We start from the raw sequence: 15,350 nt of genomic DNA, 5'->3' as shown, positions 1-15,350 counted from the left end.
AACATTACCTGCTGGTAACTTCCGAGTGGAAGCGGTGCCGGCGATCCGCCGGAGTCAGCGTGCGATGCGGCGAACGGTGTCCCAGGTCCGCGTGGTGATGTCCTTGCCGAGTGTCCGCTCGATGACGCCCATGAATTCCCCGCCCCGCGCGCTCGGCACGTAGGCGCAGTACGCCTCGGCGCCGCGCACGGCGTACAGCGTGGCGCCGGCGCGGGCCAGCGGGAGCTCGGGCACCGTCTCCGGCTCCGCGAGGAAGAAGGTGACCACCCGCTTCGCGCCGTCCGGCACCGGCCACTGTTGCCACGGGTCGGCGGCGAGCAGCCCGCGCAGGGCCTCGATCGGGCGCAGGATGGTCAGGAACCGGCGGCCCAGCCGCTCCTCCAGCGCGTCCTCGGCCCGGCGGCGAATGGTCGCCGGGGACAGTCGCGCGCCGGCGGTGAAGACGACATTGCCGCTGGTGATCACCGTGCGCACGTCGGCGAAGCCTGCCGCCTCGAAGGCCTCGCGCAATGCGGCGGACGGCGCATTCATCGGGCTGACGCCGCGGAGCAGCGCAGCGTAGGTGCGTCCGGACACCTCAGTCGGCCCGTTCGAAGGCCGCGGCGAGCGCCGGTGCAACCAGGTCGCGCTGCCAGGGTCGCGCGCCGAGCTGTTCCAGTTGGGCGGCAATGGCGGTGGCGTCGGCGGGCTCGGGCGGGGCCCAGGCGACCCGGCGCCAGTGTGCGGGAGTGATCAGGTTCTCGGCCGGTACGCCGAGGTCGCCGGCCAGCGCATTGATCGCGTCGCGGGCGGCCAGCCAACGGGTATAGGCCTCCGGGCGGCTGCGGGCCCAACTGCGCGGCGGCGGCAATGCATCGCTCTTCACCCTCACGGGCGGTCGCTCGGCGGGGGGCAGCGCCAGCGCACGCTCGATCGCCTGCAGCCAGTTCGTCTCGAACCGGCGGGCCATCCTGCGCTTGAAGCCGTCGACGCCGCGCAGCGCCGCGCGCCCGGGGCGGCGATCGGCGGCCAGCTCGGTGATGGCCTTGTCGGCGACGATCTTGCCGGGCGCCTTGTCGTAGCGGCGCGCCAGTTCGTCGCGGGTCAGCCAGAGTTCGCGTACCACGGCGAGCTGCGCGGGCGTGCGCAACTGATGGATCCCGGCCGTGCGTCGCCACGGATCGGTGCGCGGTTCGGCCGGCACGGCCGCCCGCGCGGCGAGGTGGGCGAACTCCTGCTCGGCCCAGACCGTGCGTCCGGCCGCGGCGAGCTGTTCGGTCAGCCGGTCCCGCAGTTCGACCAACAGCTCGACGTCGAGGGCCGCGTAGTTCAGCCATGCCTCCGGCAGTGGGCGCGCCGACCAGTCGGCCATCGAGTGTTCCTTCGCCAGCCGCAGCCCGAAGGTCTCCTCGATCAGCGCGCCGAGACCGACCCGCGGCTTGCCCAGCAGCCGGCCGGCGAGCTCGGTGTCGAACAGCCGCGACGGCACCAGTCCGAGCTTGGCCAGGGACGGGGTGTCCTGGGAGGCGGCATGGATCACCCATTCCGCGTCGCCGATCACGCCGCCGAGCCCCGCCCAGTCCCGTTCGGCGAACGGCAACGGGTCGACCAGATGGGTGCCCGAGCCGGCCCGGCGCAGTTGCAGCAGGTAGGCGCGCGCGGAGTAGCGGTAGGCCTGTGCGCGTTCGGCGTCGACCGCCACCGGCCCGGTGCCGCCCGCCAGCGATTCCAGCATGGCGGCGAACGCGGCGTCGGTGTCGACGACGGCGGGTACGCCGTCGGCCGGCTCGGCCAGCAGCGGGAGCTGCGGGGCATCCTCGCCCGCCGTGTCGTCGGGCTTGGTCGTGTCGTCGGGCTTGGTCGTGTCGTCGGGCTCGGCGGCGGCGGTGGGGGCCTCGTCGGCGGTCGACGCGCCCGGTGCGTCCGGAGCCGTGCTCACCGCGCCCCGCGGCGGCGGTCGGTGATCATCACGACGCCCTCCGGCAGTGGGGGCAGGCCCGCCATGGTGCACAGCAGGTCCTGCCAGGCGGCCAGGTGCGGCGCGAGCCCCGCGCCGTCATCGAGCAGCGGCGTCCAGGACGCGCGAATCTCCATCTCGGCACGGGATTCTTCGTCGCCGAGCTGCCCGAAGGACTGGCTCGACACGCTGGTCACGGTGCCGCTGGGGTTGGTGAATCGCACGTCGCGGCTCTCCAGCGGCTCGGTCAGCCAGGACCAGCCGACCGGATTGATCATGGGATCGGCGACCATCTCGGCGTCGATCTCGGCCCGGGCGAAGGTGACCAGCCGGAAGGTGCCGTCCCAGGCGCCGTTGCCCGCGGGATCGTGCAGCAGGATCAGCCGGCCGTTGGCGATGTCGGCCTCCTCGCCGCCGGGTGCGTCCGGCCGGACCACATCGGCGCTGATCGCCACGGCGTGCGGAGCGATCCGCTGCGGCGCCGGCATGTCCTCGATGCGCACCTCGGCGCGCCAGGTCGCCCGGGCAAGCTCCGCACAGGCCCGCTGGAATGCCGCGGGCGTCACCTCACTGCCGTTGATCGCCGCCACCTGCCCCAGCCTAGGCAAGGTCGGCCGCGGCGGTGCGCCCGACGCGCCGGTTCGACGGGCTGGCGGGCGCGCGGCAGGATGCACCCGTGCAGTGGGATGACTCGTCGCTGGTCCGCGCCGCGACCGGCCGACAGACCGACGGACCGGTACCCGTGTGGTTCATGCGACAGGCGGGGCGCTCCCTGCCCGAGTACCGCGCGGTCCGCGACGGCACCACGATGCTGGAGAGCTGCCGGCGGCCCGAGCTGGTCGCCGAGATCACCCTGCAGCCGGTCCGCCGGCACGGCGTCGATGCGGCGATCTTCTTCTCCGACATCATGGTGCCGCTGGCCGCCGCCGGGATCGACCTCGACATCGTGCCGGGGACGGGTCCGGTGATCGCCGAGCCGATCCGCGATCTCGCCGCCGTCCGGGCGCTGCCGGAGCTGGACCCGGGCGCGCTCGGCTTCGTCACCGAGGCGGTCGGTGCGCTGACCGAGCAGCTCGGATCGGTGCCGCTGATCGGCTTCGCCGGTGCACCGTTCACGCTGGCCAGCTATCTGGTGGAGGGCGGTCCGAGCCGCGATCACGCGCGGACCAAGGCGCTGATGGCGGCCGAGCCCCGGGTCTGGGCCGAGTTGTGCGAGAAGCTCGCCCGGATGTCGGCGACCTTTCTCGCCACCCAGGCGGCCGCCGGCGCGGCGGCGGTCCAGCTCTTCGACTCCTGGGTCGGCTCGCTGGCGCCGGCCGACTATCGCGAGCACGTCGCACCGCACTCCGCGGCGATCCTGGCGCAGATCGGCCGCGAGCACCCGGGCGTACCGCGGATCCACTTCGGGGTCGGCACCGGCGAGCTGTTGTCCGACATGGCCGCGGCCGGCGCGGACGTGATCGGCGTGGACTGGCGGGTGCCGCTGGCCGAGGCGGCGCGACGCACCGGCGGCGGGTACGCCGTCCAGGGCAATCTCGACCCGGCGCTGCTCGGCGCACCCTGGCCGGTCCTGGCAGAGCGGGTCCGCCGGGTCATCCGCAGCGGCGCCCACGCGCCCGGCCACATCTTCAATCTGGGCCACGGCGTGCCACCGCAGACCGACCCCGCGGTGCTCACGCGTATCGTCGAGCTGGTCCACGCGGAGTCCGCGCAACTACGCGCGGCCGAACAGGCAGGAGCGGGCGAGCGGTGAAGGCGCGGGAGATCAACGAGACGATCCGCTACACCATGTGGTCGGTGTTCGCGCGCGGCGCGGCACCGCCGGCCGAGGCCGCCGCCGACGCGCTGGAGCGGGTGGCGCGGGCCACCGAGGGCGCCGACCTGGACATCCGGGGCTGGTACGACGTGGCGGGACTGCGCGCCGATGCCGATCTGATGGTCTGGTGGCATGCGCCCGACTCGGCGACGCTGCAGGACGCCTACCTGGCGCTCCGGGCCAGCGAGCTGGGCGCGTTCCTGGAGCCGGTCTGGTCCCAGCTCGCGCTGCACCGGCCCGCCGAGTTCAACAAGGGCCACGTCCCGGCGTTCATGTCCGGCGAGCAGGCCAGGGACTTCGTCTGCGTCTACCCGTTCGTCCGGTCGCTGGAGTGGTACCTGCTGCCCGACGACGAGCGGCGCGACATGCTCCGCGAGCACGGGATGCTGGCCCGCGACTATCCGGATGTCCGCGCCAACACGGTGAGCGCGTTCGCGCTGGGCGACTACGAGTGGATGCTGGCCTTCGAGGCCGACGAGCTGCACCGGATCGTCGACCTGATGCGGGCGCTGCGCGCGGCGCGGGCCCGCCGGCACACCCGCGAGGAGGTGCCGTTCTTCACCGGTCGGCGCCGCGAACTCGCCGACATCGTGACGAGCTGGTCGGCGGCCGGCTCATGATCGCCGCGGGTCCGCGCCGATGATCGTTGCCGCCGCCGACGGTTCCGCGTTGGGCAATCCCGGCCCCGCGGGCTGGTGCTGGTTCATCGACACCGACCGCTGGGCCGCCGGCGGCTGGGCCCACGGCACCAACAACATGGGCGAGCTGATGGCGGTGCTGGACCTGTTGCGGGCCACCGCGGGCAGCGACGAGCCGCTGCTGGTGCTCTGCGACAGCCAGTACGTGATCAACGCGATCACCAAGTGGATGGCGAACTGGAAGCGCCGCGGCTGGAAGAAGGCCGACGGCAAGCCGGTACTGAACCAGGAGCTGCTGCGCGAGCTGGACATCGCGATGACCGGCCGCACCGTGGACTTCCAGTGGGTGAAGGGCCATGCCGGGCACGCGCTCAACGAGGCGGCCGACGAGCGAGCCCGGGCGGCCGCATCGGCGTACCAGCGCGGTGGGCGCCCGGACCCCGGCCCCGGATTCGGCGGCGAGCCGGTCGCGGGTACGCCCGCCCCGGTCGGCGACGCGCCGGGCGAGAGCGAGCCCGAGGCGCTGTTCGCGCTGGAGCCCACCGACACCGAACAGGTGGTGGCGGCGGAACGCGAGCTGCTCGATCCGGCGGTACGCGGCGACGTGGGCCGCCTTGCCGCGCTGCTCGCGCCCGAGTGGGTCGAGATCGGCGCGTCCGGCCGCCTGTGGAACCGGGCGGACATGATCGATGCCCTGGCCGCGGACCCGGCCTGCGACGCGAGCCTGGAACTGCTGGAGGCGCGCCCGCTCGGCCAGGATGTGATGCTGCTGGTCTGGCGCGCGGTCGAACCGGGGGAGAGTCGGCTGCGCAGCTCGGTGTGGCGGCGTACCGCGTCGAGCTGGCGGCAGGTGTTCGCCCAGGGTACGCGCGAGCCCTGAGCACCTGAGTGGGGAGTCCCGAGCGGGAGTCCCTCAGGCGGCGCGGGCCGGCTTCGGTTGCGGGGTCATCCGGCGCTCCACCAGCCACAGGACCAGGACCACCGCCACGCCCAGGACGAAGAGTCCGACGGCCGGCCACGGGTCGGGCCCGGGCGCCCGGAACGAACCGTCGGCGCCCTGCCACGGCCACAGCGCCCGGAGCGAACCCGCCATCAGGCCGAGCATCACCAGCAGGGTCCAGCGCCGGTGCTCGCGGAGCAGCCAACTGAGCACCTGGACGAAGGTGGCGAGGCCGACGATCGCCCCCAAGGCGAAGACACCGAGATAGCTCGCGTTGCGGTCGCTGACCGCGGCCAGGGTCGGCGCGTACAGGCCCATCGCCAGCAGCAGGAAGGAACCGGAGACGCCCGGCACGACCAGGGCGCAGATGGCGATCGCGGCGGCGAGGAAGACCAGGGGCAGCGGCGGTTCGGTCGCCGACCGGGCGGGGTCGCGCAGGCCGAGCAGCAGGAACAGGGCAACGGCTGCGGCCGCGACCACGGCGAACTCCAGGACGCGTCGGCCCGCGCCGCCGGGCGCCCTGGTCTGGCTGCGCAGCATCGAGATCGGCACCAGCAGGCTGGCCAGCACCATCCCGGCGAAGAGGGCCCGGGACAGTTCGGGGGAGTCCTCGACGAAACCGTGCATGATCCCGGACAGTGCGACGATCGCGGTGCCCATGCCGATCAGGGCCGGAATCACCAGCGACCAGCGCACGTCGCCCAGCTCGGACCTGAACGCCGCGCCCCGCGTCTGTCCGTGCGGCGGGCGGATCAGCGAGACGAAGCCGCGCACCACCTTCGCGGCCGAGCCGATCAGGTCGTCGTAGCAGCCGACGACCAGGGCCACCGTGCCGCCGGAGACGCCGGGTACCAGTTCGGCCATGCCGATCAGGATGCCGCGCAGCCAGTTGCCGAGCAGGCCGAGGAGCGAGGGTCGGGAGGAGCCGGCACGGTCGGCCGGGGTGAGTGGGCGCGCGCTGGACGTCATGACTCCGGTGGGGGTGGGAGGTACGGAGCGGTCAGCCTAGCCGCGTCGACGCCGATTCCCCATTCGCGGCGCAGCGGCGCCGACGCGGGACTCAGCCCTGCGCCGGCTCCAGGGTCATGCTCAGCGAGTTGATGCAGTAGCGCAGATCGGTCGGGGTGCCGTAGCCCTCGCCGGAGAAGACGTGGCCGAGGTGGGAGTCGCAGGCGGCGCAGCGTACCTCCGTGCGCGGCATGCCGGGCAGCGAGCTGTCCTCGATGTAGCGGATCGCCTCATTGCCGGTCGGGGCGTAGAAGCTCGGCCAGCCGCAGTGGGAGTCGAACTTGGTGTCGCTGCGGAACAGCTCCTCGCCGCAGGCGCGACAGCGATAGACGCCCTCGGTCTTGGTGTCGGTGTACTCGCCGACGAACGGACGCTCGGTGCCGGCCTCGCGGAGCACGTGGTACTCGTCGGGGCTGAGTTGGGCCCGCCACTCGTCCTCGGTCTTCAGGACCTTCAGCTTCGGGGCATCCTGCGGGGTGTTGGTCATGATCAACTCCTTCCGTCCGGGCAAACCGTGCCGTCGGTGCAACGCGGGAGGGGACCAGCGTATTCCACCGGTCCCGCGGCGCACGTCGTCAGGCGTGCACATCGCGGCGGTCGAGGTACCGGGCGGCGAGGACGGTCACGGCAGCGGTGAGCAGCACGCTCGCGATCAGCAGCGCGACCACGGTCGGGGCGGTGAGCCGGCCGCTGTCGCAGAAGGTGCCGGTGGCCAGTTGGGTGCTGCGCGCGGTGACCGCATAGGGCAGCAGGTACGCCACGCCGGGCAGCTTCGCCATCAGCGCGACGGCCGCGACGCCCGCCCCGGCGGCGGCGATGGCCACGGGGACGGCGAAGGACCGGATCGCCAGCGACAGGGCCGACTGGAGGGCGACCACCGGCAGCGTGGCGATGATCAGGACCGCGGTGATGGCGAAGTAGCGCGCCGGCAACATGCCGGGCAGGCCGAACAGCAGCGTGCCGGCGGCGATCACGACGAGCAGCAGCAGCACCTGCATGGCCGCCGCCAGCACGCCGATGGCCAGAGTCTTCGACAACACGATCTGCCAGGACGGGACCGGCGTGGTCATCAGCGCGTTCCAGTTGCCGTCGCGGTGCTCCGTGCGCCAGGCCAGCGAGGCCAGGATCGCGAGCCCGAGGGTGAGCGGGAGCAGACCATAGAACACGAGCGACCGCAGCCACAGGGTGTGCCAGCCGTCGGCGAGCGGCTCGCCGGAGACGACGGTGGTGAACGCGCCCGCGAAGACCATGATCACGGGCAGCCCGACCACGACGCTCCAGCCGAGCGAGCGCCTGAGCTTGCCCAGCTCGGTGGCGACGCCGGCGAACAGATCGGCGGTCATGATCAGCCCTCCCTGCGGTCGAAGGCATTGGTGAGAAGGCCGAACAGCGCGGCCGCGACGACGAACATGACGAGCACGCCGAGGTAGTCCGGCGTTCGGATGATCAGGTGGCCGTCCTGGTAGCGCGCGGCCTCGGCCAGCGAGTAGTAGCCCCACGGCGTGGCGTGGGCGAACCAGACCGGCAGGCCGGTGGCGAACACTCCGATCACCGTGCCCACGAGGCCGATGCCGAGGGTGACGAGCTGGTTGCCGATCTTCGCGGCCAGCAGCAGGTGGCCGGCGAGCACGACGATGTTGATCAGCAGGGAGCAGGCGGCGGCGTACCCCGCCCACAGCCCCGCCGGCACCGCGGTTCGGATGCCGGCAAGCCGCCCCAGTCCAAGGATGGTGAGGTTGGTGGCGATCGCGACGCAGGCGAGGATGCTCGCGCCGATGATCAGCTTGGCCCGGCACAGGGCGCCGGGGGTCGTGCCGCTGGTCTGGTTCATCAGCCAGCCGTTGCCGCGGTGCTCGATGTCGATCAACCGGCTGGCGATGACGGCGATCAACAGGGGGCAGAGCAGGGGCGCGGACCGGGAGAGCCCGGCGAGCACCACGGTCCAGTCCCTGGTGGCCGGGTCGGCGAACTCGGCGCTGGACACGGTCGTCAGCATGACCACGCCCGCCTGGGCGACGACGAGCACGGCGGCGAGCATCCCGATGCGCAGGTGGCGCAGCTTGGCCAGCTCGTTGATCAGCACCGCCGACCGCGACGCCACGCCGGCCGACCGCCGGGCCCCGGTGATCGCGCTCACAGCCGGCCGCCGCTGGTCAGGTTCAAGAACACGTCCTCCAGGGACTGTTCCTCGCGGCGGACGCCGTGGATGGGTACGCCGGACCGCACCAGGTCGGCCACCACGCGCGCGGTGACCGCGTTGTCGATGCCCTCGATCCGGATGCCGCCGGCGAGTGTGGAGGCGGCGATCCGGCCGCGCAGGGCTTCCTCGGCGCGCGCCGGAACCGGGGTGTCGATCAACACCGCCGGGGTGGCCGCGGCGAACAGGTCGGCGCGGGTGCCCTGGAAGACCAGCCGGCCGCGGGAGATGATGCCGAGCCGGTCGGCGGTCTTGTCGATCTCGCCGAGCAGGTGGCTCGACACCATCACCGTGACACCGCGGCGGGCGAGGTTGCCGAGGAGTTCCCGAATCTCCTCGATGCCCGCCGGGTCGAGCCCGTTGGTCGGTTCGTCGAGGATCAGCAGACTGGGTTGCCGGGCCAGTGCCATGGCGATGCCGAGGCGCTGCTTCATGCCGAGCGAGTAGTTGGCGACCTTCTTGTCCAGTTGCCGATCCAGCCGCACGGTCCGCACCGCCCAGTCGATCTTGTCGGCGCTCAGCCCGAGGGCGCGTCGGACCAGCCGCAGGTTCTCGGCGCCGGTGAGGTGGGTATATCCCGGCGGCGCCTCGATCAGCGAACCGATCCGGGCGAGCTGTCGGCGCCGGGTCCGGCGGGTCATCGGCTCGCCCAGGATGCGCACCTCGCCCGCGCTCGGCCGGACCAGGGAGAGCAACAGCTTCATCGTGGTCGACTTACCTGACCCGTTCGGCCCGAGGAAGCCGTACACACAGCCGGCCGGGATCTGCAGGTCGAGCCCCTCGACCACGGTGTGCTTGCCGTACCTCTTGGTCAGGTTCGCGGTCGTCACGGTGTCCATGGCTCCAGCGTGCTGTGATCACGCGCGCGGATCGTCGCCCGTGGGCAGGATCTTCGGCCTCCTACCCAAGGAGGATCTTTGATCACCCGCCGCCGCCCGGGGATTAGCATCGCGATGGTGGAGGCGGTGACGAGAACGCGGGACCGGACCGGGCGGTGGCCGGGAATGATCACCGACGGCCTGGTCGCGTCCGCTGTGTTCGCCTACGACCTGCCCATCCAGGGATTCGGGGCGGGGCCGGGCGGGTACCGCCCTGCTGATCCCCCTCGGCCTGTGCCTGCCCTATCTCTGGCGTCGCCGCCGGCCGGTCGCCGCCTTCGCCGCCATCGTCGCGGTGGCCGCGCTCCAGTTGCTGGTGGGCGTCGGCCTGCTGGCCGCCGACGTGATGTTGCTGGCCGGCCTCTACGGCGTCGCGCGGCTTCGGTCCTGGCGGTGGTCGGTCCCGGCCGCCGCGGCCGTGGCGGGGTGGGTGATCGCCGCGGTCGCGCCGCGCCTGGGGGAGTACTTCCTGGGTCCGCGCGACCTGCTGTCCCTGCTGGGGCTGGTGCTGGTGGCCTGGTTCGCCGGGACGCTGGCCCGCACCCACAGCGACCACCTGGCGAGCCTGCGGGCGCGGGCCGAGCAGGCCGAGCAGGAGCGGCACGCGCAGGTGGAGGCCGCCGCGGTGGCCGAACGGATCAGGATCGCGCGCGAATTGCACGACGTGGTCTCGCACAACCTGAGCGCGGTGGGCCTGCTCGCGGCGGGCGCCGCCTCCTGCATCGACACCGATCCCCGGCAGGCCAGGTCGGCCCTGCGGAGCCTGGAGGACAGCAGCCGCAGCGCCATGCAGGAGTTGCGCTCGATGCTCGGCGTCCTGCGCAGCACCGAACCGACCGGTCACGCGCCGCTGCCGGGGATCGGGCAGTTGCGTGGGCTGGTCGAACAGTCGGTCGCGCTCGGCGTACCGGTCCGGATGACGCTCGCCGCCGGGAGTGCGGAGCTGCCGGCGGGTCTGCAGCTCGGCGCGTACCGGATCGTGCAGGAGGCCCTGACCAATGTCCGCAAACACGCCCCGACGGCGCGCGCGGTCGAGGTGTGCCTGCGGCGTACCGGCGACGAGTTGTCGATCATGGTGCGCGACGACGGGACCGGCCCGGCGGCGCCGGACCGGGAGGACACCGGTCACGGATTGATCGGGATGCGGGAGCGGGTCGGCGCCCTGGGCGGGCGGCTGCGCGCCGGGCCACGCGCCGGCGGTGGGTTCGAGGTGGTGGCGGCGCTGCCGGTGCGGGGGACCGGATGAGCCCGGTCCGGGTCTTGTTGGTCGATGATCAGGAACTGGTCCGGACGGGCCTGCGGATGGCACTCGGCAGCCAGCCGGGGATCCGGATCGTCGGCGAGGCCGCCGACGGGCGGGAGGCGCTCGCGCTGCTGGACCGATGCGCCTGCGATGTGGTGCTGATGGACGTCCGGATGCCGGGGATGAGCGGGATCGAGGCGACCGCCCGGATCTCGCGACGGGCCGACGGGCCGCGGGTCCTGGTGCTGACCACCTTCGATCTCGACGAGCACGTGTTCGATGCGCTGCAGGCGGGCGCCAGCGGGTTCCTCGTCAAGGACACCCCGCTGGCCGAGCTGCTGCAGGCGATCCGGCACGTGCACCGCGGTGACGCGGTGGTCTCGCCCGCGACCACCCGGCGGCTGATCCGGCACTTCACCGATCCGGCGCGCCGCGACCTGCCGAGGCGCCCGCCGCCCGGGCTGGCGGAGCTCACCCCGCGGGAGCGGGAGGTGTTGTTGCTGGTGGCCGACGGGCTGAGCAATGCCGAGATTGCGGCGGCCCTGACGGTCGAGGAGGTCACGGTGAAGACTCACGTCGGGCGGGTGCTGGCGAAGCTCGGGCTGCGCGATCGCACCCAGGCCGCGATCTTCGCCTACCGGCACGGGCTGGTCGAGCGCGGGTGACCACGCCCCGGCACTAGGTTGGCCCCATGGCCAAGACGCCCGCCGCGGAGCTCGTCGTCGGGGGACGCGAGGTCCGGGTGTCCAGCCCGGACCGCGTGGTCTACGAGGCGACGGAGCGCACCCCCGCCATCTCCAAGCTCGATGTCTGCCGCTATTTCGCCGAGGTCGGTGAGGTGATGCTGCGCAGCATCGGCGAGCGGCCGACGGCGATGGAACGCTGGCCGGACGGCTGGCGGGAGGGAATGCGGCTGGCGACCGGGCCGCAGGATCGCGACGGTGACGGCTTCTACCAGAAGCGGCTGCCGAAGGGGGCGCCCGACTACGTCGAGACCGTCAAGATCACCTTCCCGAGCGGGCGTACCGCCGACGAGCTGTGCCCGACCGAGCCGGCGTCGCTGGTCTGGGCGGCGCAGATGGGTGCGCTGACCTTCCACCCCTGGCCGGTACGCCGGCCCGATGTCGATCATCCCGACGAGTTGCGGATCGACCTCGATCCCCAGGAGGGCACGGGATTCGCCGATGCCCAACGGGTCGCCGCCGTCGCGCGCGAGCTACTGGAGGAGCTGGGGCTGCGCGGCTATCCGAAGACCAGCGGCAATCGCGGCGTACACATCTACGTGCGGATCGAGCCGCGCTGGGGCTTCGACGAGGTACGCCATGCCGCGATCGGTCTCGGCCGCGAGCTGGAGCGCCGCGATGGTGGCGTGACGACCGCCTGGTGGAAGGAAGAGCGGGGCGCCCGGTTGTTCCTGGATTACAACCAGAACCTGCGCGACCGGACGATCGCCAGCGCCTGGAGCCTGCGCGCGCGTCCCGGCGCCCCGGTCAGCACGCCGATGACCTGGCAGCACCTGGCCGAGGTGACGGACCCGGGCGAGTACAACCTGACGACGATTCCCGACTACCTCGCCGCCGGCGACCCGTGGGCGGGGATGGACGATGCGGCGTACTCGATCGAGCCGCTGCTGGAGCTGTGGGAAAACCTGCCCGGCGGCGAGCTGAACTGGCCGCCCGACTATCCCAAGCAGCCGGGCGAGCCGCCGCGCGTGCAGCCCAGCAAGAAGGTCGCCGCGCACTGGGACGAGCAGGGCAACCGAATCGAGGACGCCTGACCAGCCGCCACCCTCTCGGCAAGCGACGCCATATGTGTTGTGCTGGATTCTGTCGTGGGTCCGCCATATTTGAAGACGGGAATGATCCCATAATGCGTACTGGCTTGTCGATGACTTGCTACCGCTGGCGAAGAATATCGATTGCCCTGATGGCTGTATTGGCCGTCTGGACTCCATTCAGTGGGTGCGGCTCAAGGTTGCAGGAGTCTCAAGTTGTCCGTGTTCTGCCGCCCGGGGCTGCGGTCGATGCCCGCTGTCCCCCACATTCTGATTGGCGTATCTGGGATCGGGACAACCCGGCGGGTAGCTTGCCTCGTGGAGTGAAGGTGGATCGTGTCCTGTGGTGCACCGGCGATACGGAGACTGCGCAAGGTTATCGACAAATGGAGTCAACTGACCCCGTGGCGGTGAAGGCGCTCGCTTTACCGTCCTACCGTGAGACCAATCCAACGGTGGCGTGTCCGGCGGACGGAAGCACGAAGCTGGACTTGTTCGTGGCGGTTGATGGCGGCGAGCAGGCATGGCACATCGCTGCACCCTCAGCGCCTTGTGGTGATTTCACCAGCGAGTTTGCAAATGCTGTCGAATCCGCAGAATGGATTCGCTCCGTCGAGCAACCGTCGGATTGAACGCGGCTTGCGCGGACTCGTCTCGCGTGGCGTGTTCCGCCCGCCCGCGTCAGTGACGCCAGTGGATCACGAGCACGACAGCCCGCATTGGAGTTGGGCGGTGCGTCGGTGCGAAACGCCTGCGCGGATGAGGTCGGATGTCTAGCATGCAAGGACCCGATCCCGGAGGCCCCCAGATGTTCCGAGCATCGTCACCCGGTCCGCGGCTGTTCGCGCGTCGCCCGATCCGCTGGCTGATCGCGGTCGCCGCGCTCGCCGGCCTGCTGGCCGGCACCGCCCCGGCGCACGCCCTGCCCGGGGGTCCGCAGATCGCCATCGAGCCGGCGTCGGAGATCGCGCCCGGCGTGGCGCCGATCGATCCGCAGCAGGTCGCCGATCTCGACCAGCTCACCTGGGACGACTATGTCGCCACGCCGGGCACCGACTGGTCCGACCCGGACCGGGAACCGACCGTGAAGAAGTGGCGCGCGGCGATCGTGCTGCTCGACTACCCCGACGAGCCGTTCCAGGTCACCCAGCCGAAGGGCTCGACACCGTGGGGCAACCCGGACCTGGTCAGCGACCTGTCCCGCGAGGACGTGCCGCAGTTCTATGCCGACTTCCTGAACAAGCCCTCGGAGCTGAATCGTGGCCACACCCTGAACGAGTACTGGATGGAGACCTCTGCCGGCCGCTACGGCGTCGAACTCGTGCCGTTCGGCCCGTACCGGCTGCCGAAGAAGTCCTACCAGTACCACTTCGCCGGGTTCAGCGCCGGTGGTCCGCCGGAGACCCAGTGCCCGAAGGCGCTGAAGTGCAACGGCGACTTCCGCCGCGATGCGCTGGCCGAATGGAGCGCCGACACCGGGATGGACGATCCCATCGGCGAGTTCGACAACGTGTTCTACGTCGGCGCCGGGATGGACGAATCGGCGACCTGGCTGGAATTCGGCCAGAAGCGGTACGCCTCGCCCGCCGACATCCCGGACGAGCTCGGCCCGCCGCCGGAGTGGCGCGAGGCCGTGGCGGCCGAGACCGGCAAGGAGGCCCCGAACTGGGCCGACACCCGCTATGTCGACTGGACCTCGTGGAAGTCCGCGGCGTCGATGTGGCCCAATGCCAGCGGCACCACCTCCATCGAGGCCGAGTCCTCCGGCGCCGCGGTCTATGCCCACGAGCTCAGTCACAACCTGTCGATCGGCGACAACTACGGCAACCCCTATGCCGCCGACCCGAGACGCGACGCGTCCGGCGTGTGGGACATGTTGAGTCGCGGCTCGTTCAACGGGCCGGGCGGGCAGCACGAACGCTGGCACGTGCCGTCGGACCGCGGCGCGGTGATGGGCGCGCAGCTCATGCTGCGGGACAAGATGACCCTGCAGATGGTGGACAAGGACGCGGTGGTCCGGACCAACCGCTCGGAGCTGACCGCGAAGGGCATCGTGCGTACCCGGGTGCAGGCGCGCGCCGTCCAGGGCCCCGACGATGCGGCCGGAATGGTCATCGGCCTCGACGGCGGGGACCGTTCCAGCTGCGTCTCGCAGGGGGCGGGCGGGCCGCGCAACGAGTGGCGCTGCGACGGCGGCGGCTATGACGCCTACACCCTGGAGGTCGTCGACCGGATGGGCAGCGACTCCTTCACCGCCGACTCGGGCGTGCTGCTGGCCAAGACCAAGGACGACCGTTGGGCGAATCCCGGCAAGTGGGTGATCGACGCGAACCCCGACGACATCGGACTGACCGACTACGTCGACGCGAGCGGTACGCCGGTGCCGATGACCCGCGGTGATCATCGCCAGCTCAACGACGGGCTGTTCAAGGCCGGTGCCGGGTCCGGATCGGCCGCCGAGTACACCGACCGCCGCAACGGCCTGCGGTTCTACGTCCTGGGCACGAGCCGCGACGAGCGGGGCGTGCTGAGCTACGACCTCGCCGTGCGCTCGCTGGAGGGGGCCGGGCCCCAGCGCCGCGGGGTCACGGCCAGCGCGGCAGCGGCCGAACCGCTGAACACCGAGGTGGTCCGCTGCACGTTCACGCTGACGAACACCGGCCGCGCGGCCCGCGATGCCGACTTCGCCGACGATGTCTACCGCGTATCGGGGGATGTCGCCGACGGCAGCAATTGGCGCGCGGTGGTGCCGAACGAGTTCGTCGCCGCCGCGCCGGGGGAGACCGTCACCGTGCAGGGGTACGCCGTCCGCGAGCCCGGCGCCTCGGCGGCCGCGGTGATCACCTTCTCCGCCGCCTCGGAGGCCCGGCCCGGTGCGCGGGCGACCTCGGACTGCGCCGCCGGCTGAGTTGGGGAATGA

General features: G+C 71.8%; 16 protein-coding genes. 8 read left to right on the top strand and 8 right to left on the bottom strand.

All coding sequences use genetic code 11. The features are described from left to right. Nucleotides 1-54: 54 nt before the first annotated feature. Genes ACXDC7_RS11605 through ACXDC7_RS11595 form a run of 3 tightly spaced genes read right to left on the bottom strand, consistent with a single transcriptional unit; the run spans nucleotide 55 to nucleotide 2,526 of the window. On the bottom strand, nucleotides 55-576 hold the full coding sequence (locus ACXDC7_RS11605; protein ID WP_459222227.1) for a DUF1697 domain-containing protein: 522 nt from the start codon (nucleotides 574-576) through the stop codon (nucleotides 55-57). 1 nt (nucleotide 577) lies between these two features. Beyond that, entirely contained in the window at nucleotides 578-1,918 is a 1,341-nt protein-coding gene (locus ACXDC7_RS11600; protein WP_459222226.1) for an HRDC domain-containing protein, read from the bottom strand. Then, the gene (locus ACXDC7_RS11595) at nucleotides 1,915-2,526 is read right to left on the bottom strand and encodes a DUF3000 family protein (RefSeq protein WP_179446237.1); all 612 of its coding nucleotides are present in this window, start codon (nucleotides 2,524-2,526) and stop codon (nucleotides 1,915-1,917) included. The genes ACXDC7_RS11600 and ACXDC7_RS11595 overlap by 4 nt, the downstream gene beginning before the upstream one ends. Nucleotides 2,527-2,612: 86 nt before the next feature. On the opposite strand from ACXDC7_RS11595, the gene hemE reads away from it, so the two are divergent. From hemE to ACXDC7_RS11580, 3 genes are read left to right on the top strand one after another with little or no spacing between them, the layout of a single operon-like run. After that, a complete protein-coding gene (gene hemE, locus ACXDC7_RS11590; RefSeq protein ID WP_459222225.1) occupies nucleotides 2,613-3,689 on the top strand; it encodes a uroporphyrinogen decarboxylase in 1,077 nt (358 codons plus the stop codon). Next, nucleotides 3,686-4,372, top strand: a complete 687-nt coding sequence (gene hemQ / locus ACXDC7_RS11585) for a hydrogen peroxide-dependent heme synthase (RefSeq protein ID WP_343045998.1) — start codon at nucleotides 3,686-3,688, stop codon at nucleotides 4,370-4,372. The genes hemE and hemQ overlap by 4 nt, the downstream gene beginning before the upstream one ends. A gap of 19 nt (nucleotides 4,373-4,391) precedes the next feature. After that, nucleotides 4,392-5,270 carry an RNase H family protein gene (locus tag ACXDC7_RS11580; protein WP_459222224.1) on the top strand — a complete coding sequence of 293 codons (879 nt, stop codon included), beginning with the start codon at nucleotides 4,392-4,394 and terminating at the stop codon, nucleotides 5,268-5,270. A gap of 33 nt (nucleotides 5,271-5,303) precedes the next feature. Here ACXDC7_RS11580 and ACXDC7_RS11575 read toward each other — a convergent pair whose 3' ends face one another. From ACXDC7_RS11575 to ACXDC7_RS11555, 5 genes are all read right to left on the bottom strand, one after another. Beyond that, nucleotides 5,304-6,299 carry a DUF368 domain-containing protein gene (locus ACXDC7_RS11575; RefSeq protein WP_459222223.1) on the bottom strand — a complete coding sequence of 332 codons (996 nt, stop codon included), beginning with the start codon at nucleotides 6,297-6,299 and terminating at the stop codon, nucleotides 5,304-5,306. A gap of 91 nt (nucleotides 6,300-6,390) precedes the next feature. Beyond that, a complete protein-coding gene (gene msrB, locus ACXDC7_RS11570) occupies nucleotides 6,391-6,825 on the bottom strand; it encodes a peptide-methionine (R)-S-oxide reductase MsrB (RefSeq protein ID WP_459222222.1) in 435 nt (144 codons plus the stop codon). 88 nt (nucleotides 6,826-6,913) lie between these two features. Beyond that, nucleotides 6,914-7,681: an ABC transporter permease gene (locus ACXDC7_RS11565; RefSeq protein WP_459222221.1), complete on the bottom strand. Its 768-nt coding sequence runs from the start codon at nucleotides 7,679-7,681 to the stop codon at nucleotides 6,914-6,916. Between the two features lie 2 nt (nucleotides 7,682-7,683). Then, nucleotides 7,684-8,475: an ABC transporter permease gene (locus ACXDC7_RS11560; RefSeq protein WP_459222220.1), complete on the bottom strand. Its 792-nt coding sequence runs from the start codon at nucleotides 8,473-8,475 to the stop codon at nucleotides 7,684-7,686. Continuing rightward, the gene (locus tag ACXDC7_RS11555; protein WP_179446243.1) at nucleotides 8,472-9,374 is read right to left on the bottom strand and encodes an ABC transporter ATP-binding protein; all 903 of its coding nucleotides are present in this window, start codon (nucleotides 9,372-9,374) and stop codon (nucleotides 8,472-8,474) included. Before ACXDC7_RS11555 ends, ACXDC7_RS11560 begins: the two co-directional genes overlap by 4 nt. Before the next feature lie 193 nt (nucleotides 9,375-9,567). Here ACXDC7_RS11555 and ACXDC7_RS11550 point away from each other — a divergent pair, with 193 nt between their 5' ends. The 5 genes from ACXDC7_RS11550 to ACXDC7_RS11530 all read left to right on the top strand — a co-directional run bounded on the left by ACXDC7_RS11550 (nucleotide 9,568) and on the right by ACXDC7_RS11530 (nucleotide 15,338). Beyond that, complete coding sequence (locus ACXDC7_RS11550; RefSeq protein WP_459222829.1) at nucleotides 9,568-10,659, top strand: sensor histidine kinase; 1,092 nt, start codon at nucleotides 9,568-9,570, stop codon at nucleotides 10,657-10,659. After that, nucleotides 10,656-11,321 (top strand): response regulator, encoded by a 666-nt coding sequence (locus tag ACXDC7_RS11545; protein ID WP_459222219.1) that lies wholly within the window; start codon nucleotides 10,656-10,658, stop codon nucleotides 11,319-11,321. Before ACXDC7_RS11550 ends, ACXDC7_RS11545 begins: the two co-directional genes overlap by 4 nt. Before the next feature lie 26 nt (nucleotides 11,322-11,347). Continuing rightward, entirely contained in the window at nucleotides 11,348-12,433 is a 1,086-nt protein-coding gene (locus ACXDC7_RS11540; protein WP_459222218.1) for a DNA polymerase domain-containing protein, read from the top strand. 320 nt (nucleotides 12,434-12,753) lie between these two features. After that, nucleotides 12,754-13,062 (top strand): hypothetical protein, encoded by a 309-nt coding sequence (locus ACXDC7_RS11535; RefSeq protein WP_459222217.1) that lies wholly within the window; start codon nucleotides 12,754-12,756, stop codon nucleotides 13,060-13,062. Nucleotides 13,063-13,238: 176 nt separating this feature from the next. Then, a complete protein-coding gene (locus ACXDC7_RS11530; protein ID WP_459222216.1) occupies nucleotides 13,239-15,338 on the top strand; it encodes an immune inhibitor A domain-containing protein in 2,100 nt (699 codons plus the stop codon). Nucleotides 15,339-15,350 lie beyond the last annotated feature (12 nt).

The organism is Naumannella huperziae (assembly GCF_054073625.1).
This window is presented reverse-complemented; position numbering and strand designations above follow the sequence as displayed.

Coding starts and splice junctions, on each gene's coding strand:
- ACXDC7_RS11580 (WP_459222224.1), top strand. CDS start 4,392: ATGATCGTTGCCGCCGCCGACGGTTCCGCGTTGGGCAATCCCGGCCCC.
- ACXDC7_RS11575 (WP_459222223.1), bottom strand. CDS start 6,299: ATGACGTCCAGCGCGCGCCCACTCACCCCGGCCGACCGTGCCGGCTCC.
- msrB (WP_459222222.1), bottom strand. CDS start 6,825: ATGACCAACACCCCGCAGGATGCCCCGAAGCTGAAGGTCCTGAAGACC.
- ACXDC7_RS11565 (WP_459222221.1), bottom strand. CDS start 7,681: ATGACCGCCGATCTGTTCGCCGGCGTCGCCACCGAGCTGGGCAAGCTC.
- ACXDC7_RS11555 (WP_179446243.1), bottom strand. CDS start 9,374: ATGGACACCGTGACGACCGCGAACCTGACCAAGAGGTACGGCAAGCAC.
- ACXDC7_RS11545 (WP_459222219.1), top strand. CDS start 10,656: ATGAGCCCGGTCCGGGTCTTGTTGGTCGATGATCAGGAACTGGTCCGG.
- ACXDC7_RS11540 (WP_459222218.1), top strand. CDS start 11,348: ATGGCCAAGACGCCCGCCGCGGAGCTCGTCGTCGGGGGACGCGAGGTC.
- ACXDC7_RS11530 (WP_459222216.1), top strand. CDS start 13,239: ATGTTCCGAGCATCGTCACCCGGTCCGCGGCTGTTCGCGCGTCGCCCG.